This window comes from uncultured Imperialibacter sp. (assembly GCF_963974565.1).
Taxonomy (GTDB): domain Bacteria; phylum Bacteroidota; class Bacteroidia; order Cytophagales; family Cyclobacteriaceae; genus Imperialibacter; species Imperialibacter roseus.
The window spans coordinates 21,217-45,194 of sequence record NZ_CAXBCJ010000013.1 but is presented as its reverse complement, the minus strand read 5'-3'; the positions used below and the strand labels follow the sequence as shown (position 1 = coordinate 45,194).

At 47.3% G+C, this 23,978-nt stretch carries 21 protein-coding genes and 2 tRNA genes; 14 read left to right on the top strand and 9 right to left on the bottom strand.

Features of this window, described 5'->3' with window-relative positions:
• Positions 1–2 precede the first annotated feature (2 nt).
• The 6 genes from AAC052_RS17945 (at position 3) to AAC052_RS17920 (ending at position 3,771) form a co-directional block, all read left to right on the top strand.
• Positions 3–785 (top strand): ABC transporter permease, encoded by a 783-nt coding sequence (locus AAC052_RS17945; protein WP_317488744.1) that lies wholly within the window; start codon positions 3–5, stop codon positions 783–785.
• 1 nt (position 786) lies between these two features.
• Positions 787–1,848 carry a hypothetical protein gene (locus tag AAC052_RS17940; protein ID WP_339814889.1) on the top strand — a complete coding sequence of 354 codons (1,062 nt, stop codon included), beginning with the start codon at positions 787–789 and terminating at the stop codon, positions 1,846–1,848.
• Positions 1,835–3,058 (top strand): hypothetical protein, encoded by a 1,224-nt coding sequence (locus tag AAC052_RS17935; protein WP_339814887.1) that lies wholly within the window; start codon positions 1,835–1,837, stop codon positions 3,056–3,058. Before AAC052_RS17940 ends, AAC052_RS17935 begins: the two co-directional genes overlap by 14 nt.
• A gap of 113 nt (positions 3,059–3,171) precedes the next feature.
• A tRNA-Gly gene (locus AAC052_RS17930) sits at positions 3,172–3,247 on the top strand.
• 49 nt (positions 3,248–3,296) lie between these two features.
• Positions 3,297–3,662, top strand: coding sequence for a four helix bundle protein (locus tag AAC052_RS17925; protein WP_317488747.1), 366 nt, complete (start codon positions 3,297–3,299; stop codon positions 3,660–3,662).
• A gap of 23 nt (positions 3,663–3,685) precedes the next feature.
• Positions 3,686–3,771 (top strand) — tRNA-Leu (locus AAC052_RS17920).
• A 54-nt stretch (positions 3,772–3,825) separates the two neighbouring features.
• Here AAC052_RS17920 and mutS read toward each other — a convergent pair.
• Positions 3,826–6,444, bottom strand: coding sequence for a DNA mismatch repair protein MutS (mutS, locus tag AAC052_RS17915; protein ID WP_339814885.1), 2,619 nt, complete (start codon positions 6,442–6,444; stop codon positions 3,826–3,828).
• Positions 6,445–6,516: 72 nt separating this feature from the next.
• Here mutS and AAC052_RS17910 point away from each other — a divergent pair, with 72 nt between their 5' ends.
• The gene (locus AAC052_RS17910; RefSeq protein WP_339814884.1) at positions 6,517–7,050 is read left to right on the top strand and encodes an RNA methyltransferase; all 534 of its coding nucleotides are present in this window, start codon (positions 6,517–6,519) and stop codon (positions 7,048–7,050) included.
• Here AAC052_RS17910 and AAC052_RS17905 read toward each other — a convergent pair.
• From AAC052_RS17905 to AAC052_RS17885, 5 genes are all read right to left on the bottom strand, one after another.
• Positions 7,040–9,484, bottom strand: coding sequence for a TonB-dependent receptor (locus tag AAC052_RS17905; RefSeq protein WP_339814883.1), 2,445 nt, complete (start codon positions 9,482–9,484; stop codon positions 7,040–7,042). The genes AAC052_RS17910 and AAC052_RS17905 overlap by 11 nt on opposite strands.
• On the bottom strand, positions 9,481–10,824 hold the full coding sequence (locus tag AAC052_RS17900; RefSeq protein WP_339814882.1) for an HTTM domain-containing protein: 1,344 nt from the start codon (positions 10,822–10,824) through the stop codon (positions 9,481–9,483). The genes AAC052_RS17905 and AAC052_RS17900 overlap by 4 nt, the downstream gene beginning before the upstream one ends.
• 3 nt (positions 10,825–10,827) lie before the next feature.
• Positions 10,828–11,955 carry an imelysin family protein gene (locus AAC052_RS17895; protein WP_339814881.1) on the bottom strand — a complete coding sequence of 376 codons (1,128 nt, stop codon included), beginning with the start codon at positions 11,953–11,955 and terminating at the stop codon, positions 10,828–10,830.
• Positions 11,956–11,957: 2 nt separating this feature from the next.
• On the bottom strand, positions 11,958–13,109 hold the full coding sequence (locus AAC052_RS17890; protein WP_339814880.1) for a DUF4856 domain-containing protein: 1,152 nt from the start codon (positions 13,107–13,109) through the stop codon (positions 11,958–11,960).
• Positions 13,110–13,223: 114 nt separating this feature from the next.
• Positions 13,224–14,339: an imelysin family protein gene (locus tag AAC052_RS17885; protein WP_339814879.1), complete on the bottom strand. Its 1,116-nt coding sequence runs from the start codon at positions 14,337–14,339 to the stop codon at positions 13,224–13,226.
• A 211-nt stretch (positions 14,340–14,550) separates the two neighbouring features.
• Between AAC052_RS17885 and fumC the strand changes: the two genes are divergently transcribed.
• The 3 genes from fumC (at position 14,551) to map (ending at position 17,586) form a co-directional block, all read left to right on the top strand.
• A complete protein-coding gene (fumC, locus tag AAC052_RS17880) occupies positions 14,551–15,951 on the top strand; it encodes a class II fumarate hydratase (RefSeq protein WP_339814878.1) in 1,401 nt (466 codons plus the stop codon).
• Between the two features lie 75 nt (positions 15,952–16,026).
• Positions 16,027–16,632: an Ezrin/radixin/moesin family protein gene (locus AAC052_RS17875; protein WP_317488756.1), complete on the top strand. Its 606-nt coding sequence runs from the start codon at positions 16,027–16,029 to the stop codon at positions 16,630–16,632.
• A 168-nt stretch (positions 16,633–16,800) separates the two neighbouring features.
• Positions 16,801–17,586: a type I methionyl aminopeptidase gene (gene map, locus AAC052_RS17870; protein ID WP_317488757.1), complete on the top strand. Its 786-nt coding sequence runs from the start codon at positions 16,801–16,803 to the stop codon at positions 17,584–17,586.
• A 6-nt stretch (positions 17,587–17,592) separates the two neighbouring features.
• On the opposite strand, the gene AAC052_RS17865 is transcribed toward map, so the two are convergent.
• Complete coding sequence (locus tag AAC052_RS17865) at positions 17,593–17,943, bottom strand: VOC family protein (protein ID WP_317488758.1); 351 nt, start codon at positions 17,941–17,943, stop codon at positions 17,593–17,595.
• The gene (locus AAC052_RS17860; RefSeq protein ID WP_317488759.1) at positions 17,936–18,265 is read right to left on the bottom strand and encodes a hypothetical protein; all 330 of its coding nucleotides are present in this window, start codon (positions 18,263–18,265) and stop codon (positions 17,936–17,938) included. Before AAC052_RS17860 ends, AAC052_RS17865 begins: the two co-directional genes overlap by 8 nt.
• A gap of 284 nt (positions 18,266–18,549) precedes the next feature.
• On the opposite strand from AAC052_RS17860, the gene AAC052_RS17855 reads away from it, so the two are divergent.
• The 4 genes from AAC052_RS17855 (at position 18,550) to AAC052_RS17840 (ending at position 23,248) form a co-directional block, all read left to right on the top strand.
• Entirely contained in the window at positions 18,550–20,109 is a 1,560-nt protein-coding gene (locus AAC052_RS17855; RefSeq protein ID WP_317488760.1) for a hypothetical protein, read from the top strand.
• 49 nt (positions 20,110–20,158) lie between these two features.
• Entirely contained in the window at positions 20,159–21,940 is a 1,782-nt protein-coding gene (locus tag AAC052_RS17850; protein WP_317488761.1) for a chloride channel protein, read from the top strand.
• Between the two features lie 201 nt (positions 21,941–22,141).
• On the top strand, positions 22,142–22,624 hold the full coding sequence (locus AAC052_RS17845) for a TlpA disulfide reductase family protein (protein WP_317488762.1): 483 nt from the start codon (positions 22,142–22,144) through the stop codon (positions 22,622–22,624).
• Between the two features lie 12 nt (positions 22,625–22,636).
• On the top strand, positions 22,637–23,248 hold the full coding sequence (locus AAC052_RS17840; protein ID WP_339814874.1) for a thioredoxin family protein: 612 nt from the start codon (positions 22,637–22,639) through the stop codon (positions 23,246–23,248).
• 43 nt (positions 23,249–23,291) lie between these two features.
• On the opposite strand, the gene AAC052_RS17835 is transcribed toward AAC052_RS17840, so the two are convergent.
• Positions 23,292–23,957 carry an energy transducer TonB gene (locus tag AAC052_RS17835; protein WP_339814872.1) on the bottom strand — a complete coding sequence of 222 codons (666 nt, stop codon included), beginning with the start codon at positions 23,955–23,957 and terminating at the stop codon, positions 23,292–23,294.
• Positions 23,958–23,978: the final 21 nt, after the last annotated feature.

The following is a 23,978-nucleotide window of genomic DNA, read 5'->3' as shown; positions in this document are numbered from 1 at the left end:
CCATGTGGAAAATATTCAAATACAGCTTTTTTGACCTCCTGCGCAGCCGGTGGACCTACTTCTATTTCCTGTTTTTTATGATTGTTACCGCTGGTCTCCTGCATTTAAGCGGGCAGGTGGCAGCAGCCATTACGAGCCTGCTCAATATTGTGGTGGTGCTTATTCCACTCATCAGTACATTGTACGGTATCGTCTACTTTTACAACTCCTCAGAATTTACCGAGCTGCTGCTGGCCCAACCTGTAAGGCGACGCTCGATTTTCCTGGGACAGTACCTGGGCCTATTCACGTCGCTCGCCGCCAGCTTCCTGCTTGGTATTTTGATTCCAGCCATCTTTTTGGGCCACTTTGAGGTCAGGCTCTGGCTTGATTTGTTCTACCTGCTTGGCATCGGAACGCTGCTCACAGCCATATTTACGGCCATCGCCTTTCTCATTGCCCTCAGGCAAACCAACCGCATGAAAGGATTTGCCATAGCCATCCTTACCTGGTTGTTCCTGGCCGTGCTGTACGACGGTCTGTTTATTATCTTTCTGCTCTTTTTTGAAGACTATCCACTGGAAAAATTCTCCCTGATCGCTACCGTGCTCAATCCAATCGACCTGTCACGAACCTCCCTGCTGCTGAAATTGGATATGGCAGCGCTGATGGGGTATACCGGAGCAGTATTCAATAAGTTTTTCGGCACGTCCATGGGTATGCTGGTATCCATCTCAGCACTGGTTCTGTGGGTAGTGGGCCCTTTGCTTGGTTTTCTGAGAGTGGCTGCCCGCAAAGACTTCTAGTATGAAATCAAAGCTCCCCTTCTTTGCGTTGGCGCTTATCGGGCTGCTGTCGGGAATTTGGGCCGGCTTAATCAGAATCGGCTTCAACCTGCCTGCTGTTGACCTGGCGACACTACACGGGCCGCTCATGGTGGGTGGCTTTGTGGGCACCCTGATTGGGGTAGAAAGAAGTCTGCTCGCCGGCAATGGCAAATGGTGGCTCATTCCTGCGTTCTCGGGTGCGGCGGTCATTGCCTGGCTCCTCGGCTTTCAGCAGGTGGCTCCCTATTGCCTGGTGACTGCTTCCGCATTGCTGGTTTTGCTGCAGGCTATTCACCTGCTGTCGTCCCGGCTCACGTGGGTCAGTATTGTCCAGCTTTGCGGTGCCCTGTGCTTTGCCGGTGGCAATATTCGCTTGTTGTACAATCCGCTAATGCCTGCTATCATCCCTTTCTGGATGGGCTTTGTACTTTGCTTCATCTTGGCCACCCGGCTCTCGGAAAACTCAGCAAAAAACATGTTCACGGGAAGCGTGATCAAGTTGGGGCTGATCCTGTTTATTGCCAGCCTGATGATTCCATTTCACCTTGGTGGCTACTATCTCACGGGAGCAGGTCTGATTTTAATTGCATCTGGCATGTTTTTCATCGAGATCCAAACAGATCAGGGCATGGGCTGGAGCTACGAAAAGTATTCGTTCATTGCCATCATGCTAGGCTGGTTTTGGCTGCTCACATCCGGCGTTGGTGTTATTCTGTGGAAGGAGCACATTTACGGCTACGATGCCACCACGCATTCGTTCTTTGTCGGCTTCCTTTTCTCCATGGTATTTATTCATGCCCTGGCCAAGGCTTCCTACCTTGCAGGCCTGGGCGCCCCTCCTTTTCACCCAGTGCTTTTTGTCTGGCTTATCCTCCTGTCTGCCTCTCTGTTGCTAAGGGTCTTCGCAGCCGATATTCTGCTTCTCACGACCGTAAAAAAATGGAGTGGTCTGCTCAATGCCATTAGCATACTGGGTTTTCTGTTGACCCTTATTAGTTTTACATTGATCAGAAAATATCGTTCTGCTCATGAGTCGGTTTGATCCTGGCAAGTTTGCCCGTTTCCCTTTACTATATCTCGTCGCCTTATCCGCCCTTGGGCTGCTACTTCGCTGGCAAATGGTAAGCCCGCTGCCCATCACCTACAGGTATTTTGTGCATGCCCACTCCCACACTGCCTTCATGGGGTGGGTATACAATGCGCTGTTTCTTCTCATGCTCCAACATTTTGTGGCCAAAGAAAACAATGGCAAACTGTTCCGGGGCTACTTTTTCGCCCTGCAGATAGGCGTGCTGGGCATGCTGGGCAGCTTTCCCTTTCAGGGCTATGGCCCCGTGGCAATTGCCTTCAGCACGCTCCACATGGCAGTGACCATCGCCATCGCCGTATCAATATTCAAAGTGATAAGGGGCGATAGCAGCCTTGCAGCAAGCTTTTTGCGCTGGGCACTGGTGTATGAGCTTATTTCGGGTGTCGGGCCACTGATGCTGGGCCCGCTTTCGGCCATGGGCTTAAAAGACAGCTCGTTCTACTCACTATCCATCTACTTTTTTATGCACTTCCAGTTCAATGGCTGGTTTGTGCTTGCCTGCCTGGCCATGCTATTCAGGCTGCTGGAAAGAAGCGGCTGGAGCCTTGCCGACACTGAGAGGAAATGGCTCAAATACACCCTGCTGTACACTGTTGGGCCAGCCTATGTCATGAGCGCCTTGTGGACCGATCTGGGCGACTGGAAATATCTGTTGGCGATGGCTACCGGTGTCTTACAAATAGTCGGTGTCCTGCTATTGCTTAGGTTTGTTTGGAAGCACCTGAAGCAAAATTTACCAGTGCCCTGGGCCAGAAAGTGCCTTCAGTTAGGCATTACGCTACTCACCGTGAAATACTTTTTGCAACTGGCAGGCAGCATTCCCGGTATCGATAGCTGGGTGATGGCAAACAATGGGATCATCATTGCCTTTATCCACTTGATTTTTATTGGCGTGGTTAGCTTTATGCTGCTGGGATTCTACATTTTAGGGGGCTGGTTGCACCTCACTGCCATGTCAAAAACCGGAATATCGGTCTTCTTTGGTGGTTTTGCCATCACCGAAATAGCACTTGCTGCACTACCTTCTATTTCGTTGGTGGGGCTTTCTGCTCATTTTTCCTATTTTGAAACACTGGTGGTGGCAGCCGCCATGCTGTTGATCGGCAGTGTGTTAATGGCATTGGAAGTCAAACGGTTACAGGCTCAGCAGGCAATATTTTAAAAGTTGCCTGGTAGCAGCTGAATAAAATGTGTGAAAAATTTCACTCAGAATATTGCAGAATCATTCCCGCTCATTATTTTTGCAATCCGTTTCCGAAAGGAGCCGGGTCAAAAGCGAAAGTAGCTCAGTTGGTAGAGCACGACCTTGCCAAGGTCGGGGTCGCGGGTTCGAATCCCGTCTTTCGCTCCAAATCATTCTTTGATTTATTGATTTTGTTATTTGTTGATTTCCCTTCACGATGACCTCGGAAGAGTTAAAGGATCGAACATTTAAGTTCTCTCTATCCATTTTGGCTGTTTTCCGACAGCTAAAATCCACAGATGAAGGGAGGATCATTGGCAGACAACTTCTTCGTTCTTCAAGCTCTGTTGCTGCTAACTACCGGGCAGCCTGTAGAGCAAGATCAAAACCTGAATTTTACGCCAAGCTTAATATCGTTTTAGAAGAGGCTGATGAAAGTCTTTTTTGGCTGGAATATGCCCGGGAGGGTGGCATTCTGGAAAAAGAGTTGTTATCACCTTATATTTCTGAAAGCCTCGAGCTGGTAAAGATTTTTTCAGCTTCCAGAAGCAAGATGAGGCAGGACAAATCACAAAATCAATAAATACTAAAATCTTTCAATGCCCTGCCGGGATGGTGGAACTGGTAGACACGCAGGACTTAAAATCCTGTGACCCTTAAAGGTCGTGCGGGTTCGATCCCCGCTCCTGGTACTTGACGCCGAGCTGCAAAGTTCGGCGTTTTGGTTTTTGTGTGATCTGAAAACCCTACTTCCCCTTCAATGTCGTTATCACCTCATTCAGCTTGAGCAATGCCTCCACCGGCGAAATGGTGTTGATGTCGATCTTGCCTAGCAGCTCCCTCACTTTCTCAAACTTGGGGTCGGCTTCGAACAGTGCCAGCTGAAAGTTGGACTTCGGCATGGATTCCAGTATGTCAGCCGTTTCGTCCCTGATCTTGTCTTTTTCCAGGTTGTGCATGATCTCGTTGGAGCGGATCACCACAGTGTTGGGCATGCCGGCCATTTGCGCCACGTGGATACCGAAGCTGTGGTGGCTGCCGCCTTCCTGCAGCTTCCTCAGGAAGATCACCCGGTTGTCGAGCTCTTTAACGGACACATTGAAGTTCTTCACCCTTGGCAGGTCGTTCGCCAGCTGGTTGAGCTCATGATAGTGAGTAGCAAACAGCGTTTTGGCCTTGAACTTGGGGTGGTTGTGCAAATACTCCACAATCGACCAGGCAATGGAAATACCATCGTAGGTACTCGTGCCTCGGCCTATTTCATCCATCAATATCAGGCTGTCGCCACTCAGGTTGTTCAGAATGCTGGCCGTTTCGGTCATTTCCACCATAAAGGTAGACTCCCCACGGCTCAGGTTGTCAGAAGCACCCACCCTTGTAAAGACTTTGTCGACCAACCCCACATGCGCATAGGTTGCTGGTACAAAGCAGCCCATCTGTGCCATGAGCACCACCAGCGCCGTTTGTCTCAGCAGGGCCGACTTACCAGCCATGTTTGGCCCGGTAATCACCATCACCTGCTGCGACTGGTCGTCGAGGTACACATCGTTGGGCACGTAGATTTCCCCCACCGGCAGTTGGCTCTCAATCACCGGGTGGCGGCCTTCTTTGATATCGATAATTCTATCGTCGCTAATGACAGGCTTGACGTAGCGGTTCTTTTTTGAAATGGTGGCGAACGAAGCCAGGCAGTCGATGCGGGCAAGCACCCGTGCATTCTGCTGAATGGCCTCCACGTAGTCGCAGGCAAACTGCACCAACTCAAGGTACAGCCGCTGCTCTATCACCGACATTTTCTCCTCGGCCGTCAGAATTTTGTCTTCGTACTCCTTGAGCTCCGGAGTAATATAGCGCTCTGCATTTACCAGCGTCTGCTTACGGATCCACTCCACAGGCACCTTGTCTTTGTGCGCATGCGTCACCTCCAGGTAGTAGCCAAACACCTTATTAAAGGCGATCTTTAATGAACTGATCCCTGTCGCTTCTACCTCTCTTTGCTGAATTTGCAGGAGCACATCTTTTCCGTGAAAGGCTATGTTTCGCAGCTCGTCCAGCTCCTCATGCACGCCTTCTTTTATCACTTGCCCCTGGGTAATGGAAAGCGGAGGCTCGTCTTTCAGCTCCTTTTCAATTTTCTCAAGCAGCAACTCACAAGGGTTGAGCACATCCCCCAATCTTTTGAGTGAGGGCGATTCCGATTCCAGCAACAGCTCCTTCAGCGGCCCTATGTGCTTCAGGGCTTTCTTTAATTGCATGAACTCTCTGGGGTTCACCCGGCCAACAGCCACCTTGGAAATCAGCCTTTCCAGATCGCCGATGTTCTTTAGTATGTCTCTCGTCTTCTGTTGTAAGTCCTCGTTTTCATACAACTCCTCCACCACCTGTAGCCTTGCCTCTATTTCGCTCTTGTCTTTCAAAGGCAGCACCAACCACTTGCGCAAAAGCCTGGCTCCCATGGGCGTAAGCGTTTGATCCATTACATGGAACAAAGCCACGCCGTCGGGTTGCTGCGGGTTGATCAGCTCCAGGTTGCGGATGGTGAACTTGTCGAGCCATACAAACTTCTCATCTTCAATCCTGCTGATGGAAGAAATATGGCTGACCTCCCTGTGCTCGGTGTCCTCCAGGTATTGCAGCACAGCGCCGGCAGCCGAAACGGCCAGTGCCAGACCATCGATACCGAAGCCCTTCAGGTTTTTGGTTTTGAAATGCTTGGTGAGTTTCTCGAAGGAATAGTCAGGCCCATACACCCATTCGTCGAGCGCAAAGGTGGTGTTGTAGTCTCGGTACTTTTCCTTGAAAACCGCTTTTTGGTTTTTGGGGTAAATCACCTCAGAAGGATCAAATCCCTGCATCAGCTTTTCCACCTGCAAGTGTGTGCCCTCTGAGGCCATAAACTCACCCGTCGACAGGTCGAGAAATGCCACTCCTGCTTTCTCTTTGTCAAAATATAGTGAAGCCAGAAAGTTGTTGCTCCGCCGGTCAAGCACATTGTCGTTGAAAGAAAGCCCGGGCGTTACCAACTCAGTTACTCCCCGCTTCACAATGCCCTTCACCATTTTCGGGTCTTCCAGCTGATCACAAATGGCGACCCTATGGCCTGCCCTTACCAGCTTGGGAAGGTAATTGTCGAGGGAATGATGAGGAAAGCCTGCCAGTTCAATATGTGAGGCAGAGCCGTTGGCCCTTTTGGTAAGCACAATGTCGAGGATTTGGCTGGCTGTTACGGCGTCTTCACGAAAGGTCTCGTAGAAATCGCCCACTCTGAAAAGCAAAAGTGCCCCGGGATATTTTGATTTGATGGCATTGTATTGCTTCATCAGCGGGGTTTCCGCCACCTCATTTGTACTTGCTTTTTTAGCCATGTGCTCTTTCCTGAAAAAGTTTACTTTTGCCGATACGCCGGGGACATCTTTTCCCTGAAAAAATACTTCTTCATGAGAAAAATCAGTAACGACGAACTCAATCGGCTGTCAGTAGATGACTTCAAAACTACTAAAAAATTTCCGATCGCTGTGGTGCTCGACAATGTAAGAAGCATGCACAATGTGGGCGCTGCTTTCAGGACTGCCGACGCCTTTGCGGTGAAAAAAATACTGCTTTGTGGCATCACGGCAACGCCCCCTCACAGAGAGATTCACAAGACGGCCCTGGGGTCAACTGATACTGTTGAATGGAAGTATTTTCCAACAACTACAGAAGCTATCCAATCGCTGAAAAAAGAGGGATATAAAATTTTCGTGGTCGAGCAAACGGACGAAAAAATCTTTCTGCAAGACTTCCAACCAGACACTGACGAAAAATACGCTTTCGTTTTCGGGCACGAGGTGTTCGGCGTGTCAGAAGAAGCAGTAGCCTTAGCGGATGCAGCCATTGAAATTCCTCAGTTCGGCACCAAGCACTCGCTCAATATCACCGTTAGCCTCGGCGTAGTTGTTTGGGATGTGGTGAGCAAAATGCTCAAAGCTTAATCCCAATCGAAAAGTAAATACTGCGACCATCGGAGGGGATAATACCAGGTCCCGGGTAACCAGCTGCTCGGCGGGTAAAGTACATATTGTCAGTCATGTTGTTTACTCCCGATTCAAAATAGAACCTATTCGGTGCATATCGTGCCGAAAAATCGAAGACAAAATAGGCAGGAATAACGCCTTCCACCGCGGTGGGAACAGGGGGGTTACTATCGGCATTGGAAGCGTCGGAAAACTGCTGGGACAGATAGGTATATTGTACAGACAACTGCAGGGGCCCTCCCCGGTAGGTTAACCCTGTACGGTAGCTCACTTTGGGCACCAGCTCCACCTGGTTACCTTCGATTCCAGGCTCGCCACTTCTCAGGTACACCGAGTGGATGATCGCCAGGTTATTGAAGAAGGCAAGCTGCCACCTATCCTGATCGGGGGCTATCAGCCTGTCGATATTCAGTTCGACAAGTGATTCAAGTCCTACAATACCAGCGTCTGCAATGTTGGTGCGGTAACGAAAAGTTCTGTCAATCAGGTTATTGAATCGTGGGTCAGGTTCGGTGCGCAGTACCGTCCCTATTCTATTATTGTAGCCAAGGTAGAAGCCACTTACATCGTAGCTTATCAGTTGGCCCCCCACGCCTCTGGCTCCCACATCCAAATTATACCCCGTTTCATCCGTCAGGTTTTCGTCGACTGAGAGCGAGGGATTATTAACCCTGATATCATTGAAGTTAATTGCCCGATAGTTCTGAGAGAAGTTGCCATAGAGTTCTATTTGACCAGTAGGCTTGAAGCTTAGTCCAATCCCGCCAAAGAGGAACGTTCTTTCATTGGTCTTATTCTCATACACGGTAGAATCATAAATCACATTTCCGGCAAGGTCTGTTCTTGTGTCCCTGTAATAGCCGTCTGCGCCTGTTCGGATGTGCTCAAGTCGCAAGCCCGGCGTCACACTGAATTTTTCCGAGATGGTGAAAATATTTTCTACAAATGCGGCAGTATTGAAGCTCGGCAAGTCAAAATCTGAGCCCTCCAGTCGTTCTGGGTTCAGGTACCTGAAATCTGCTTCTTTTCCGGCGGGTCCTGCACCCTGCTTTCGCACTGTAAATCCATTGTAAATTCTTCCACCTACGAGTAGCGCCGAATACTGCCTGCCTACTTTATAATTCCAGATCAGTCGGGTTTCGTTACCGAAATTTCGAAAAGAATCGCTTAAAAAGTCCCTGTTTTGCGTCTCATCGTCTGGTCTGTCGATCCGGCCAAGGTTGCCCAGCGCCTCCCGGCCTGCCACGAGCCCGAAAAATCTGGAATTCAACCTCAACGTCGACGTAAACGAATGATTAAGCTGTGCAGACATCAGGTTCCAGTTCACTTTGAACCAATTTCGCTCCCTTTTCGACTGCCTCGGGTCGGCATAAAATTCATTATCAGTAAGGCCGCCGGGTTGTTGGGCCAGATAGTATAAATGGGTATAATCTGCTTCCAGTGAGGTGCTGGCCGACAGTTGGTAAGCCACCCTTCCGTAGGTGGTGGTTGAATTGAAATCTGAATTGCAACGCCAGCATTGGCCTGAAGCAGTGCGGTTATAGGCATAGTAATTCACCTTGCCAACCTGCCCACCAGCCGACAAAAAGCTGTTGTAAAACCCGAGACTATTATAGGTTTGTTCGGTGCTTACGGCCAGTTTTCGATCAACAGGCCCCTTTTTCATGACAAAATTCACCAGTCCACCGAATTGTGTGCCATATTGAAGCGAAGCTGCTCCTCTCACAATCTCTATGCGATCCACTGCCTGAATAGCTGGCGAATAGTAACTTTCCGGGTAGCCGAGAGCGTCTGCTGCTATATCATATCCATTCTGGCGTGTATTAAAATTCGAGTTCCTGTTCGGACTGAGGCCCCTCGTGGCAACCCCTATTTGCAACCCGGCGCAGTCACTTTCCCAAACATTGGCACCAGGAATTCGGCTAAACACCTGCCTCGCATTATTGGCAGACTTATTTGCCACTATCTCCTCTAGCTGGATCACCTCTGTTTTCTTGGCTTCGTAGATGCTGGTTCCTTCCACACCCCTCAGCGTTTTCATGCTGAACATTTCATCTGATGATCCATCGATCACCAATTCATGAAGTTCCTTCTCGAGCTCTTTCAGGCGAAGCACAATGGGTGATATCCCCCGATCATCTAATTTATGCCTCAGTGCTTCGTAACCATAAAGGTAGGCTGTCAGCTCCCCGGTTCCCTTTGGTAATCCTGATAACGAAAAATACCCATCAGCATCTGAGACGACAAACAGCGACGTGCCCTCAACAAAAATTCTCACACCAGGAAGCGACGACCCGGCCATGTCTTCTATTCGGCCTTGCACTGTCTCCTGTGCCACAACAACAGCTGTAGGGAGTAATGCTATTAACACAATCAGAAGGCATTTTTTCATTCGGCAGGGAGTATCCAGGTCTTTGGGGAAAATGATTCTTGTTGGCGCACCAGGTTAACCGTTGGGTCTATCAAAGGCCGGCTGCGTCTTCCATTGAGACTCACGGCACTCTCCGCCCTTATCTCTGGGTCAACCAACCCCTTCCTTTTAAGTTCTTCAGCCAGGAAATGTGCAAACTGTAGGATCATGTCAGGCTGTGTCGCCATCATCTTTTCTTGCTGAGGCGTCAAATACTCGTACGCAGCCACCTGGCCCTTGCGGCCAGAAGCCTGATCGTGCACGTGGAAGGTGACGGTGCCGGCCTTTTCCATCAGCATTACCCGCCAGCTAAATCTGTAACCTTCTTCCCGCCAAAACAATGGCCCGGGGTAAAGAACATATCGCATGGGCATGAGAAGCTGCCAGCTTACAAACAACACCACGGCCATCCGCCAAACGCCTGTCAACGCCTGCGAAGAACTGCCTGGCTGCTGGACGGGCGGTTGTATCGAAAAGAGGTCCTCCAGCTTTCCCAGCACCTTTTCATGAAAATCAGCGGAAAAATAAATGAGCGTCAGGCCAACCATGATAAATGGGAACATGCCGATCCCTGGAAATAAGAGGTAGGTCAGCACATGAAAAACCACTACAAAGCCATAAGCAATTGGGCGGGACTTTGCCCATAGGAGAAAGAACACGATAAGCAGATCGTACAGAGCGCCCCCCCAGCTTAGCAAATAGGCCGCCCATGGTTCTTCCAAGATGCTTCCGATAAGTGGAAGATTTGACTTGGCTGGTAGCCAGATTTTGAGAGGCTGAGCCTCCAAAAGCCAATCGGCATTGAGCTTGGCCACTCCGGCAAAAAAATATACCACTCCCAATTGAAACTTGAGAAGAAATGGTGCCCAAGAGGGCGTTTGCCCCGAGAAAAGCTTTGGATTGCGGTGGCTGTCAATTGAAAATCGCCGATGAGCAGGCATAAAAATCAGCAAAAAGCTGACCAGAGAAATGGCATAGTAGTGGTTGAGATAATTTGTTTTATCGATGAGTTCTACATAGGTAAACGATAAAAAAAAGACGATAGCCGACAATCGATAGCGCCAGCCCAATGCAATCGTTACTGCCGAGATGAATATCAGGGCAAAGACGAAGTACATTCCTATTCCCGGAAGGGGTTTGACCCATTCAAACCCATAAAAAGTAAAAAAATACCTGGGCTCAATATACAGTTCGCTGATCCACCCTTTGGCTGCAAATCTGATGGTACTCAGGGCCATTAAGATGCCGAATAGCATTCTGAATATCACCAGAGGCGCAATCGACTCATGGCCGGAAAAAATTGACTGAGCCCTGAACATCATTGTCTAGTCGCCATCGTTGTCCTGATAAGAAATCACAACGCCTAAAATGGATGCCATATCAGTTTTTAGTAAGACCGAAAGCTTTTGAAGCTGCGCAAAAGCTTGCTGGGCCGGTGCCGGATCTATAGAGATGGATGTGGAAAGAGGATCCTCCAGCGCCTGTAGCGAAGCGATAGCTGCATCAAATTCCACAAGAATTGCTGCTTCAAGCGATAATTCATTGCTATTACTGCTCACGCTGGAACGAGCTTGCAAATAGTCACTAAATCCCGTTCCCCGCTCACCATTAAAATTCTCCCCAAGAAACAACCTCTTAAAAGTCATTAAATTGGCCACCGCCAATTGTTTCGAATATCCTCCATAATAAGCTTCGGTGGCTTCCGGGATTATAATGCCCAGTGACCTGATTCCTGCGGGAATTCCAATTTTTGCATCACGAGTGTTTCGCTCCAAACTTAGGTTCAATGCATTCACGAGTATTCCCAACGAGCTTCCGGCATCGGCCCCAAGGGCTCCGTCGCTGGTAAATTCCGCCAGATAATTCCCGCCGGATGGATCCCAGGCCGTAAAGACTGCCGCTGCCGATGTGCTAATGGTTTCGGCGACATCCAAAAGATAGGCAGCCCTCCGATCGTCATTTAGGAAATCGTTACCAATCTCCTCATCCGGCTTTTCGCTTCCGTAAAGCAAATACCCCAATGCCGGAAAGCCTTTCGCTGCACTGTTACTCAACAGCTTGAGGTCATAACTACCGCTAAGGATATTGGATTCAATCCTGTTTTTGTCCGTTGGAAATATGTTTAGATCCGCTACCAGGCCCAGCTGCTCTGCAGGTCCAAACTGGTAGGGGGCACAGTACTGGAACGCCATTCTTGCCTCCAACAATGCATCCCTGGCAGCTTCCAGGTTTGATGGGTTAGGAGTTGCCACAAATGCCTGTATGCTGGCATAAAGTTCGTCAGACCTATCTTTCAGTTCAGCATAAGCCGGGACAATCAAGTTCGTCCCAATATTCACTAAAAAGCTTTTCTGATCGAAGTTGTCATCAACCCTTGGATCGTCATCCTCTCCACACGACCAGATAAACAGGCCCAGCGCAGTTAGCAGACTCCATGTAACTAATTTTTGCATTTTTATAATTGATCTTTCACTGGCTCCAATTCTTCATAAACGAGTACAAGTGTACTTTTTGCTTGATTGAGTCCTGCAATAGTCACGGTCCAAAAATCACCATCAGTTCCAAAGTCTTCGGATAGAATTTTTACGACCTGCGCCTGGGATAACCTTTTATAGGGACTGTACTGCAATGCCTTTACAAATGGATAGCCTTCGGAAAGGTGGTGAAACGCATTGCCAGTATCGCCATTGTTGAAGTCGCTGATCGCCTCGTTGATATAATGCAAGGCGCTGGCGGCAGCCACCAATTCATGGCCTGCATACAAAACAGCCCGCTGTGCGTCACGCACCTGGTAGTCTTTATTGACTATCGCTGTTCGTCCGGTCAGGTAAGCATCCATGAGCAACTTGTTGGTGCCCAGGAAAGGATTCGCCTTGTGGGTATACTCAGCCCAAAATCGGTCTTCGTCGTCTTCAAGCACTACCTCTCCCTGAGGAAAATCGAATGGAACACCAAAGTATCCGAAGGCCTCGTCCCAATGGTGCTCCATGGCAGTATAGTTTGTACCTTCAACCACATTGGTGTTATCAACGCCGTCTCCCACCCGTCCGTCGGTGAGGTACACATTGTATATCTGATGATAAAAACAAGAGCCCATCAATCCCTTTTCGACAAACTGAGAAAACTCCCAGCCTTTTTCATTTACTAATATATACCCTGATCCTCTTGGCAATTTTCCAGGTATTCCCTGTGCCGCCAGCGTACCGTTATCGGCTACGTCAGCACTTACTTCCGCCACCTTTGCGAACATGTCTTTCAAAGCACCCGCCTCTGAAATCAATGTTTTATCCTCCAATTTCCTTGTCGAACTATTGAGCGCCTCATCGTCAAAAGGAGCGTTCAGATTTTGAAACATATCCATGATGTGTTCACCACTGACCTTGTCGCCGTTATTTGCTGAAGCGATGTACGCCTTTATCTCAGCTAACATGTTTAACCTATCAGTCTGCCCGCTAAAGTCTACCGTACTCAGCCCATTCCTCTCAAATGCATACGATGCAGGCACTTCAGCAGCCGGCGCCCCGGCATCGTCGTCGTTGTCGCATGCAGCGACCAATACAATTAACGTCAGCGGCCACAACACCCTGAATCTTTCGTATAATCTCATTGTTTCAAATTATTTAGATTAATTATAAACAACGGCAAAATTATCTTTATTTAGATTTAATACAAATAAAGGCGCTGGAAAAAATGCGGGATAATTGTTGGGCAGGAAGGGCCGTTAATATGTAATCTCTACTCTTAAGGCCGGAGCCATTTCTTCCTTGAGCAGATAAGACAAAGCCTTCAATTGATTGTTGAGCTCTTGCACCGCTGGCAGGTTGTTCACTATTTGATCTGAGAGTGGATCGGTCATTAATTGGAGAGTGGTTAAAACCGAGTCCATGCCTGAAGCCAACGCCTCGGACAATTGCTGGTCTGTGCCAGAAAGCCTGGCCCCTTTGATGTTAAGGTATTCATCAAAGCCCAACCCATCTACTCCACTTCTTGAAGTGCCGGTAAAAATCAATTGATATGCTTCGATGCTTGCTTTGAGTAGCTCAAGAGAATAGCCACCATAGTGGCCCTCTGTTGCTTCAGGGGCAGCCAGTCCACCGCTATAGTCGCCTATAGGAATACCAACTTTGGCTTTCGTCACTGCCAGTTCAAGGCTTTTCGCAAGGCCATTGACCAGGTCTGAAACAGAACTTCCTTCCTTCACTCCCAGGGCGTCGTCATCAGTAAAAAAGACGTAATAAACGCCGCCTATGGCCGGATCCCAGGAGCGATAAACCAAATTTGACGACAGCGAAATCTGGTCGGCAACTCCCAGCATATACCCATTTAGGGCAGTCTTTTTTTCGATTGTGGCAAGCAACTTTTCATCCGTGATAGATTTATTATTAAGAAGGTAGTCTAAGGTAGCAAAGCCTTTAGCGTGGCTGTTTTCCGGAAGATTCAAGTCAATGCTAGTACTTTTCAGATTTGCCTCTATTTGAGTCGTGTTGGCTGGAAACGAATTCAGGTCAGCCTTCAGGCCACGCAGTTCTGAGGGGCCGAATTCAAACGGCAGGCAATACTGCCATGACAACCAGGCATCTTTCAGGCTTTGCCTTGCCACAAGTAAGTTGTTCTTGCCGGGCTGTTCGACTAAGCGAGTCAGGGCAGTGTCGAGGGCCATGCTCTTTTCAGTCAGGTCTTTGTAAGACGGAATGATCAAATTCTTCCCAATATTTTCAACAAACCCCTTCTGGTCAAAAAACCTAAAAAGTGATGGGTCAGGGCCTCTTTCATGGCACGATACGCCGGAGATCAAAAAAAACATTCCCAAAAAATAGATCTTTATTTTACTCTTCATTGACTGCTCATTATATACTGTTGACTCTATTCCGGGAGAGAACGTTGCAAGTTATTTTACTCTTGTCAAAAATCTATTCGCAAAGCGCAAAAACCTGAAAGCGATTCTCTTTGCATCTCTTGCCACATGTAATAGAATAGCCGTAAGAAAATTAGGTGTCAATTCGGCTTGGTTTTTACTAATTTAGCCGTGAGAATTAACCAACAGTACAATGAGTATAAGAATAGAGAAAGATACAATGGGCCCGGTGGAGGTGCCCGCTGAAAAATATTGGGGCGCTCAGACACAACGATCAAGAGACAATTTCAAAATCGGCGGAGACAGCGCCCGTATGCCCATTGAAATAATCAGGGCGTTTGCCGTACTCAAAAAAGCTGCTGCCCAGGCCAACAACGAGCTTGGGGTATTGCCAAAAGACAAGCTGGAGCTCATTTCCAAGGCTTGTGACGAGGTGCTGGAAGGGAAATTAGACGATCAGTTTCCGCTGGTGATCTGGCAAACCGGCTCAGGCACCCAGTCGAACATGAATGTGAATGAAGTGGTGGCCAACAGGGCCCACGTTATAAACGGCGGCAAGCTGCTCGATGAAAAGAAAATCATCCACCCCAACGACGACGTCAACAAGTCACAGTCGTCTAACGACACCTTCCCCACCGCCATGCACATTGCCGGTTACAAAATGGTGGTTGAAGTGACGATCCCCAAAGTTCAGAAGCTTCGTGATACACTCGCTGCCAAGGCAGCCACCTTTAAAGATGTGGTAAAAATTGGCCGGACGCATTTTATGGATGCTACCCCGCTCACGCTGGGCCAGGAGTTTTCTGGCTATGTGTCGCAGCTGGATCATGCACTCAAGGCACTGAAAAACACCCTCCCTCATTTATCAGAGCTGGCCCTAGGTGGCACTGCTGTAGGTACAGGCCTCAACACACCAAAAGGATACGACGTGTTGGTGGCGAAAAAAATCGCTGCTATATCAGGTCACCCCTTTGTTACAGCCGAAAACAAGTTCGAGTCGCTGGCTGCTCACGATGCCATCGTTGAATCGTCGGGCGCACTCAAGCAGCTGGCTGTGAGCCTGATGAAAATTGCCAACGACATCCGGATGCTTTCCTCAGGGCCCCGCAGTGGTATCGGGGAAATCCTCATCCCTGAAAACGAACCTGGTTCGTCCATCATGCCTGGCAAAGTGAATCCTACTCAGTGTGAAGCACTGACGATGGTATGCGCTCAAGCCATTGGTAACGACGCAGCCATTACCGTGGGAGGCATGAACGGCCATTTTGAACTGAATGTATTCAAGCCGGTTATGATTGCGAATTTTCTTCAATCAGCCCGCCTTTTAGGCGACGCCTGCGAGTCTTTCAACGACCATTGCGCCATTGGCATCGAGCCTAATCATCCTGAAATAAAAGACAAGCTGGAAAAGTCATTAATGCTCGTAACAGCGCTGAATACGCATATCGGATATGAAAATGCAGCTAAAATCGCCAAGAAGGCGCACAAGGAAGGAACCACCCTCCGGCAGGCCGCTATTGAGCTAGGACTTCTTACCAATGAACAATTCGATGAGTGGGTAGTGCCTAAAAATATGGTTGGCAGCTTGAAATAGTGCAAATTGAAATTTGACATTATCAAACATATTTTTGTACATTGCTAACGAGTTATATTAAAATTTCAATTTAAGATGAAAAAACTCTTCAAATTTTTACCAATTATCTTTGGTCTTGCTGTAGCCTTGCCTACTCAGGCACAGATGTCGAAGAAAGAAAAAAAGGAATGGAAGAAAAGGACTAAGTCCCTGGAGCCAGAACAATATAAAACCCTATTAGAGGAAAACCAGTCGCTGAAGAGCCAGGTAAGTACATTAAAGAATCAAACAGCTGACTTTGACAGCAAACTGGCCGACAAAGATTCTCAGATCAGCGAGTATCAGGAAACGATCAGCTCTCTTCGCTCCGACTTGTCAGCAACCAGAAAGCAACTTCAGGATGCCAATGCTGCACCTGCGAAACCAGCTGGTATTAACGCCAATGTTGGTGTTGTCTTCAAAGTGCAGGTGGGTGCCTTCAAAAACAAGGATCTCACCAAGTTTGCCAAAGACAATGAGAACTTCAGTGCGGAAACAGATGGCGACGTGAACAAGTACACACTGGGCGTCTTCAAAGACTACTATGAAGCTGATGCTTTCAAAAAGTATCTCAGGGAAATGGGCGTGAAGGATGCCTGGATTGTCTCTTTCAAAGATGGACAAAGAGTGCCTATTAAAGATGTGCTGGAAGGCATCATATAAAAAATTCTAATTAACTGAAAGGGCGGCTACAAGGTCGCCTTTTTTGTTTTCCCCTGGCACAAGGAGTCGAGCTACCTTTTGAGGATTATTTAGCTTATCTTTGTGGTCTTTTTGAAAGGCAGGCCCTGGTGCCGGGCCGATATTGATTACTGAGAGATTCTGATTTATATGATTCAATACAAGACCGCAGAGGAAATTGAGCTAATGAGAATAAGTGCCCAGCTGGTTTCACGCACACTGGGTATGCTGGCAAAAGAAGTACAACCGGGTGTCACGCCTCTGCATCTCGACAAACTTGCTGAAGAATTTATCAGAGATCATAAAGCTATTCCGGGGTTTCTTGGTCTTTATGATTTTCCCAACTCCTTGTGTATGTCGCTCAACGAGCAGGTTGTGCACGGCATTCCTTCGGGCAAGCCACTCGCAGAGGGCGATATCATCTCAATTGACTGCGGGGTGCTGAAAAATGGTTACTATGGAGACCAGGCCTATACTTTTATGGTGGGAGAGGTGTCAGACGAGATTAAAAAGCTTCTTAGGGTGACCAAAGAATGCCTCGCATTGGGCATTGAGCAGGCCACTTCCTCCAACAGAATTGGTGACATTAGTTTTGCTATTCAAGCGCATGCCGAAGCCAATGGTTATGGGGTGGTGAGGGAGCTTGTAGGGCATGGCCTGGGCAAGAAAATGCATGAGTCTCCCGAAGTACCCAATTACGGAAGAAGAGGGAGTGGCCCAAAAATCAAAGAAGGTCTCGTAATAGCCATCGAACCCATGATCAACATGGGCACAAGAAGGGTAAAGCAACTCCGGGACGGCTGGACAATTATTACTGCCGACAACAGGCCTTCGGCCCATTACGAGCATGATGTAGCCATTGTTGATGGCAAGCCAGATGTACTTACCACCTTTGATTTCGTGGAAGAAGCGCTCGGCGTACTCCAGAGCAACTAGTATCTTCTACCAAAGCCCCGGGGGCACAATCTCAATCACATGCCCATCGGGGTCTTCAAAGTAGAAAGAGTAAATTTCTTCCTTCCACTTCTGCTCGTGCGTTATTTCGACACCCTTTTTTAGCAGTGCAGCCTTCCACCTGTCATACGTCGACGCCGGCACTTCAAATGCTATGTGTTGCTTGCCTTCAGCATAATGTGGCGGCAGCACCTTTTCATTTCGTGTGGCCGATGCATCGAAACAGAGCAACACTGTGTCTCCGACGTCAAAAAAAACATGACGGCCGGGCACCATTGCAATGACCGGCAGGCTCAGGCATTCGTGGTAGAACTTCCGGGTAGCCTCAAGGTCAGACACATATAGACATGTTTCTTTTATCCTTGTTATCTTCATTTAAATCTATCTCTTGAAAAAACTCGCTAAAGAGTTTACGTTCAATAAGTTTGGTCTGTTCGCCGTTTCCCCATTTCACAGAAATTTCGTACATTCCATTATACTTCCTTCCCTGGTAAACCGAACCCTGTTCATATCCGTTTAAACCAACAAATGGTTTTGGCGCCTTAACGCACTCAAATCTAATTTTAAATTTATCAACCAACGCCGTGCTATTTATTTTGGGGGGCAAATATAGGCTTATCTCTAGTTTTGCTGTTACATTTCTTACAATAATTGTTAACATTTATTTTTTGTACTTTTCCAATATGCTGTTTCTCTATTCCGTGTGTTCAAGTCATCCGATAGTTGGCAGAAATCCATGTTGGGGTTCTCGCTCTCCCGTTTACCAAACGCTCTGTAAATTAATTCTTAGCATAAAACCCTTGAATCCGTTATAATTTATTTAATTTAATCTTTAGAAGGCTTTATCCTACGACTGTTTTGCTGTTTTGGGGTAAAATTCGGCACTTGAATCAGTATACTCTATTGTTTTCACAAATTGTACTCTTTACGTATTAGCACATTATAATGGAAGAACTAGTTAAGCTCATTGAAATTGCAAAAAAGAAAGGTCAGCGAAGCATACAGCTCGTTAACCAGAATTTTCGAAAGAAGGAAATCTCAAAAGACAATCAACTTTATGAGGGGATTATAACAGGAGAGTTTCTCAACGATGATGATGCAGCCACGAAAATGTTTGACACTGATCCTGGCAACAGAAATTACAGAAACGCCAAGACAAAGCTAAAACAGCGGCTTCTCAATCATCTTTACTTTCTGGATTACGACAAGGACATCTACACGTTGCACAACAAGATGTCCTACGAATGTCTTCATACGCTACATCAAACGAAGATTCTTTTCATGGAAGGATCTTCAGAAATCGGCATTCGGCTTATCCCCCAATTAATAAGGGCTACAACCGAGTTTGAATTCCATGAGATAAAAATCGAGGCACTCATTATTCTGAGGAACGAATATGCGCACATGGGAAAGCTGACTCCCTACCTTGAAACTCAGGCCGAAATTGATGTTGTAACGAACACACTCAAAATAACCCGGCAGTGCGAGGAGCTTTACTTTAGCACCCTGGTAAACATTAATAAATCGGTAAGTGCGCAGCAGCGGGTTATTGATGCTATTCCGAAGACAATCAAGCAAATAGATGAGGCTGCTAAACAGCTCAAAAGCAATCGACTGGACGTGCTGTCGTATAAGCTAAAGTTACTTTACAACCAGCTTACCTGGAAGTTCAAAGAGAACCTCACCATTTGTACAGACATAGAGAAAAAGTACCTCAACAAGCACAACCATGAGGTGGAGGTCGATTTGAGCAAAAATCAGATTTCTCTGATCAAAATCTATTGCTACTACAATACAGGCGACGTCGAGAACGGAAAGGCGTATGCCACCAAGGCGCTTAGCCTCTTCAAAAACGGCAGCCCTGAGTGGTTTGACTTCATGGAGTACTACTTCCTGCTGCTAATGAAAGGGGAGATGTACAAAGACGCCGGAAAAGCCTTCAGAGCCATCAGAACCAACAAGAACTACGTGCATCTTGACGAGGTGGACAAAGATCGCTGGTTGATTTACAGAGCCTTCCTTGTTTTCGTAAACGACGAAAAGCTACTCAAATGGGGCTTTGACCTTGAGGAGTTCCTCAACAAGGTGCCTGACTACTCTAAGGACATGAATAACTACGCCGTGGGCACACTGGTTATTCAATTCCTATATCTGTTGAGAGATGCGGAAGTTATCAAGCTCAAAGCAGTGCTTCAGGAGCTTGAGAAATACAATTCCGAGCATTTGGACAAGAGAACAAACTACCGGAACAGCATCTTCATCAGGCTGATCTCCATGGTAACTGAAAATGAGTTTAGTCACGACGCCATCAAAGACCGGGGCAAGGTATACTTCTCGAAACTGAAGAGAACAAAAATCCCTTGTGAGATCAAGGTAGACCTGGAAGTAATTCCTTATGAAATCCTTTGGAGTTACATCCTAAAGATTTTGTCGAGCAATAAGTTTTATGTACACTATCGTTTCTACGACATTCACTTTAAGCAGATGGCCGAACAAGCGAAGTAACTGATATCGAAGGTCGACATCTCTTATATTTTGTAGTACATTTGACGATATGAGAGGAAATGATGTGCTTCTGAAATTTCTCATTTGGAGGCTCAGAAACATCAGCGATAAGAACTTCATTCTGATCCTGGCTGGGATTGTCGGGGCCATTGCAGGCATTGCTGCTGTGGTGTTGAAGAGCAGCGTCCACTTCATTCAACGAATGCTGGAGAGAAATTTTTATCTGTATGATATCAATTTCTCCTATCTGGTGTATCCGTTGATTGGTATTGTGATCACGCTGATCATTTCCAAATACGTCCTCAAAGAGAAGCTCGGCCACGGTATCACCCACGTCCTCTACTCGATATCCAAAAATTCGAGTATCATCAAGAGGTCGAAAATGTACTCCCGCATGATCACCAGTGCCATCACTGTTGGCTTTGGTGGTTCTGTGGGGCTGGAGGCCCCTATAGTGGTCACAGGCTCGGCTATCGGCTCCAATATTGCCCAGCTTGTTCATCTTAACTACAAAAAGAGAACGCTTTTAATAGGTTGTGGAACAGCTGGTGCCATCTCGGCTATATTCAACTCACCTGTTGCTGGCGTTATATTCGCCATCGAGGTAATCCTGGCCGATGTCACCATTTCATTGTTTATTCCGATTTTGATTGCCTCGGTAACCGGCTCCCTTGTGTCAAAAGCGTTGTTGGGAAACGACATCCTTTTCTCATTTCAGCTAAAAGATTCCTTTGCGGCGGCCGATACCCCCTATTACATTTTGCTTGGTGTAGCATGCGGTTTAGTCTCCTTATACTTTACCCGGCTCACCTATTTTGTTGAAGGGAAGCTGTCCCGAATAAACAATGACTTTAACAGGGCCCTTATGGGTGGTGCTGCCCTTGCGCTCATCATTCTCATTCTTCCCCCAATTTATGGTGAAGGCTATGAAACCATTAAGTCGCTTCTCAACGGAAACGAAGATGAAGTGCTTCAGCGGAGCTTATTTTATGGCCTCAGGGAGAACGGGCTTATCATCATCTTCTTCTTGTTTGCGGTCATGCTCCTTAAGCCAATCGCATCTGCCACCACCATTGGCGCTGGTGGCAGCGGTGGTATCTTCGCTCCCTCCCTCTTCCTGGGTGGCGTTACTGGCTACTTTTACGCCCGCACCATCACGCAGGTATTTCCATTTACCAACCTGAGTTTGAGCAATTTTACGCTGGTGGGCATGTGTGGCGTTATGAGCGGCGTGTTGCATGCCCCGCTTACGGCCATCTTCCTTATTGCCGAAATCACAAGCGGCTATACGTTGTTCGTTCCATTGATGCTGGTTTCCGCTATATCGTATAGCACTATTTCCTATTTCGAAAAATATTCCATTTACACCAAGCACCTTGTGGAAAAGGGCGACCTCATCCCCAACGACAAAGACAGGCTGGTACTTAGCCAGATACTGCTTGAGAAAATAGTGGAAACTGATCTTTTAACCATTCATCCAAATGCCACACTGGATGACCTGGTGAAGTTGGTCAGGAAGTCGAGGCGCAATATCTTCCCAGTTGTGAATGACCTGGGTGAGCTGGAAGGAATCATCACTTTGGACGATGTGAGAGAGATCATGTTCAATGAAGAGGCCCGAAAAAGCATTATTGTGAGAACCTGGATGACAGCGCCTCCGGCATTTGTCTCTTCTAATGAAAAAATGCAAAGCGTGATGAACAAGTTCGAAATTTCGCAGGCCTGGAATCTTCCGGTTATCGACAACGGGAAGTACATCGGCTTCGTCTCTAAATCCAGTATTTTCAGCGCCTACCGCAGCAAACTCATCCGTCAAAACCAGGAAGAGTAACCGTATTTGTGGAAAACGGGCGAACTTATCCACGAGGTTTCCATTCGGAGTACTTTTATATTCTATTGATAATCAAACTCTTGTGGAAAGGGCAGCGGGCGGATGTGGATAACTCTTACTAAATGTGGATATCTGTGGGGTTAAGATCCACATCGCTTCGTTGACAAAAACATTACTGACGTATAATTCGTAAATTGTGGTATGCCACGCTCAGTACTTTTGTTATTTTTTCTATTCGGTGCCAGTGCTACCATTGCGCAAGATGTAGAGGTAATAAAGTATCCGCAGCTGGGGGCGATTATCAATGCCAAAGAGGATGGGATCAAAGTCATTAACTTTTGGGCTACCTGGTGTAAACCGTGCGTAGAAGAAATAGGCTATTTTGAAGCTGCTGACAGTCAATTCAGAGACAAAGGGGTTTCTGTTATTCTGGTCAGCTTTGACTTCGGCAAGGATGTTGAAAAGAAAGTACAAAAGTTCATTGATAAAAATGACCTTCACTCAAGAGTGCTTTTGCTAGACGAAACCGATTATAATTCGTTTATAGATAAAGTCTCTCCTTCGTGGTCGGGGGCCATTCCGGCGACACTCATTGTGAACTCAAAAACCGGCAAAAAACAGTTCTATGAAAAGACGTTTAAAGAAGGGGAACTGTCTGAGGTTATTGAAGCTTTTATAAACTAAACCCTGCTTACTATGAAAAAGACAATCAGTTTGCTAGTGTTGCTGGCCATTGTTCAGATCAGTGCCGCACCTTTTGATGGGGGATACGAGGTAGGAGATATAGCCAGGGACTTTCAGCTTAAAAATGTGGACGGTGCCTCAGTAAGCCTGTCAGACTACAAAGAGGCTAAAGGCTTTATTGTGGTTTTTACTTGTAACACCTGCCCCTATGCCAAGCTGTACGAGCAAAGGATCATTGCTCTTGACAAAAAATACAAGGGAGATGGCTATCCGGTCATTGCCATTCAGCCCAACAACGGCTCGCTGTCGCCCGGCGATTCGTTTGAAGCGATGCAGGCCAATAGCAAAAAGAAAGGCTTTAGCTTCCCTTACCTGCTTGATGAAACCCAGGAAATAGCCCGTGCTTATGGTGCTGCCCGAACGCCTCATGTTTTTTTGCTGAACAAAGAAAGTGGCAAGCTTAGGGTCGCTTATATCGGCGCCATCGACAACAACCACCAGGACTCGGATAAGGCTGACAAGAAGTATGTAGAAGATGCCGTAGATGCGCTGATTTCCAGCAAGAAAGTTCCTGTAACGCTTACCAAAGCCATTGGCTGTACAATTAAATGGAGCGGCACCTGACCTTAATGAGAAAGGCTGGGATCGCCAGCCCTTCTCATGTACTTTAATGAAGCTTGTAAATAATCGGCAGCACCATCCTCACTTTGACGGGCCGCCCGCCCTGCCTGCCTGGCTTCCACGCAGGTGCTTTGGAAAGCACCCTCAGCGACTCGTTATCGAAGTCTTCGTTGATGCCCTTAATCACCTTTAAGTCCGTCAGGTTGCCCTGCTCATCTACAATGAACTGCACATAGACCTTGCCCTGAATATCGTTTCTGATGCCGCTTTTTGGGTACCTGATATTCTTTCCCAGGAATGCCATGAAATCAGCCATGCCGCCCATTGGTTCTGGCATTTTTTCAACATATTCATAAAACTTATCGACCTCCTCATCAGGAAGTTCCTCAGTCAAAAAAGGAATGTCTTCAACTTTCTCAGCCTCGTCGCTATCAAAAATCACCGGTTCCTCCTTGAGAATCTCTTCGTCAGGGACAGGAACAACTTCTGGCATGACAACTTTTGGCTTCGGAGGTTCAGGTATATCCGTAGCAATTACCTCATCAAGCAAGGGTATCGGGTTATCAATATCCTCATAAGTAATCGGCGGTTCATAAGCCGTGCGCCATTCAAAAGCAGTGACTACCAGGGCCAGGGCCACCATAAATCCAATGGACAGATGCAGGCCGTATCGGCGCTGTACATCTGCTCGGGGGTTTTTCTTTGCTTCCATTTTTGTAGTGTTTAAAGTTTA

What these genes read in the sequence shown, in the direction of transcription:
- AAC052_RS17945 (WP_317488744.1), top strand. Translation starts at nt 3, where the DNA reads ATGTGGAAAATATTCAAATACAGCTTTTTTGACCTCCTGCGCAGCCGG.
- AAC052_RS17940 (WP_339814889.1), top strand. Translation starts at nt 787, where the DNA reads ATGAAATCAAAGCTCCCCTTCTTTGCGTTGGCGCTTATCGGGCTGCTG.
- AAC052_RS17935 (WP_339814887.1), top strand. Translation starts at nt 1,835, where the DNA reads ATGAGTCGGTTTGATCCTGGCAAGTTTGCCCGTTTCCCTTTACTATAT.
- AAC052_RS17925 (WP_317488747.1), top strand. Translation starts at nt 3,297, where the DNA reads ATGACCTCGGAAGAGTTAAAGGATCGAACATTTAAGTTCTCTCTATCC.
- mutS (WP_339814885.1), bottom strand. Translation starts at nt 6,444, where the DNA reads ATGGCTAAAAAAGCAAGTACAAATGAGGTGGCGGAAACCCCGCTGATG.
- AAC052_RS17910 (WP_339814884.1), top strand. Translation starts at nt 6,517, where the DNA reads ATGAGAAAAATCAGTAACGACGAACTCAATCGGCTGTCAGTAGATGAC.
- AAC052_RS17905 (WP_339814883.1), bottom strand. Translation starts at nt 9,484, where the DNA reads ATGAAAAAATGCCTTCTGATTGTGTTAATAGCATTACTCCCTACAGCT.
- AAC052_RS17900 (WP_339814882.1), bottom strand. Translation starts at nt 10,824, where the DNA reads ATGATGTTCAGGGCTCAGTCAATTTTTTCCGGCCATGAGTCGATTGCG.
- AAC052_RS17895 (WP_339814881.1), bottom strand. Translation starts at nt 11,955, where the DNA reads ATGCAAAAATTAGTTACATGGAGTCTGCTAACTGCGCTGGGCCTGTTT.
- AAC052_RS17890 (WP_339814880.1), bottom strand. Translation starts at nt 13,109, where the DNA reads ATGAGATTATACGAAAGATTCAGGGTGTTGTGGCCGCTGACGTTAATT.
- AAC052_RS17885 (WP_339814879.1), bottom strand. Translation starts at nt 14,339, where the DNA reads ATGAAGAGTAAAATAAAGATCTATTTTTTGGGAATGTTTTTTTTGATC.
- fumC (WP_339814878.1), top strand. Translation starts at nt 14,551, where the DNA reads ATGAGTATAAGAATAGAGAAAGATACAATGGGCCCGGTGGAGGTGCCC.
- AAC052_RS17875 (WP_317488756.1), top strand. Translation starts at nt 16,027, where the DNA reads ATGAAAAAACTCTTCAAATTTTTACCAATTATCTTTGGTCTTGCTGTA.
- map (WP_317488757.1), top strand. Translation starts at nt 16,801, where the DNA reads ATGATTCAATACAAGACCGCAGAGGAAATTGAGCTAATGAGAATAAGT.
- AAC052_RS17860 (WP_317488759.1), bottom strand. Translation starts at nt 18,265, where the DNA reads ATGTTAACAATTATTGTAAGAAATGTAACAGCAAAACTAGAGATAAGC.
- AAC052_RS17855 (WP_317488760.1), top strand. Translation starts at nt 18,550, where the DNA reads ATGGAAGAACTAGTTAAGCTCATTGAAATTGCAAAAAAGAAAGGTCAG.
- AAC052_RS17850 (WP_317488761.1), top strand. Translation starts at nt 20,159, where the DNA reads ATGAGAGGAAATGATGTGCTTCTGAAATTTCTCATTTGGAGGCTCAGA.
- AAC052_RS17845 (WP_317488762.1), top strand. Translation starts at nt 22,142, where the DNA reads ATGCCACGCTCAGTACTTTTGTTATTTTTTCTATTCGGTGCCAGTGCT.
- AAC052_RS17840 (WP_339814874.1), top strand. Translation starts at nt 22,637, where the DNA reads ATGAAAAAGACAATCAGTTTGCTAGTGTTGCTGGCCATTGTTCAGATC.
- AAC052_RS17835 (WP_339814872.1), bottom strand. Translation starts at nt 23,957, where the DNA reads ATGGAAGCAAAGAAAAACCCCCGAGCAGATGTACAGCGCCGATACGGC.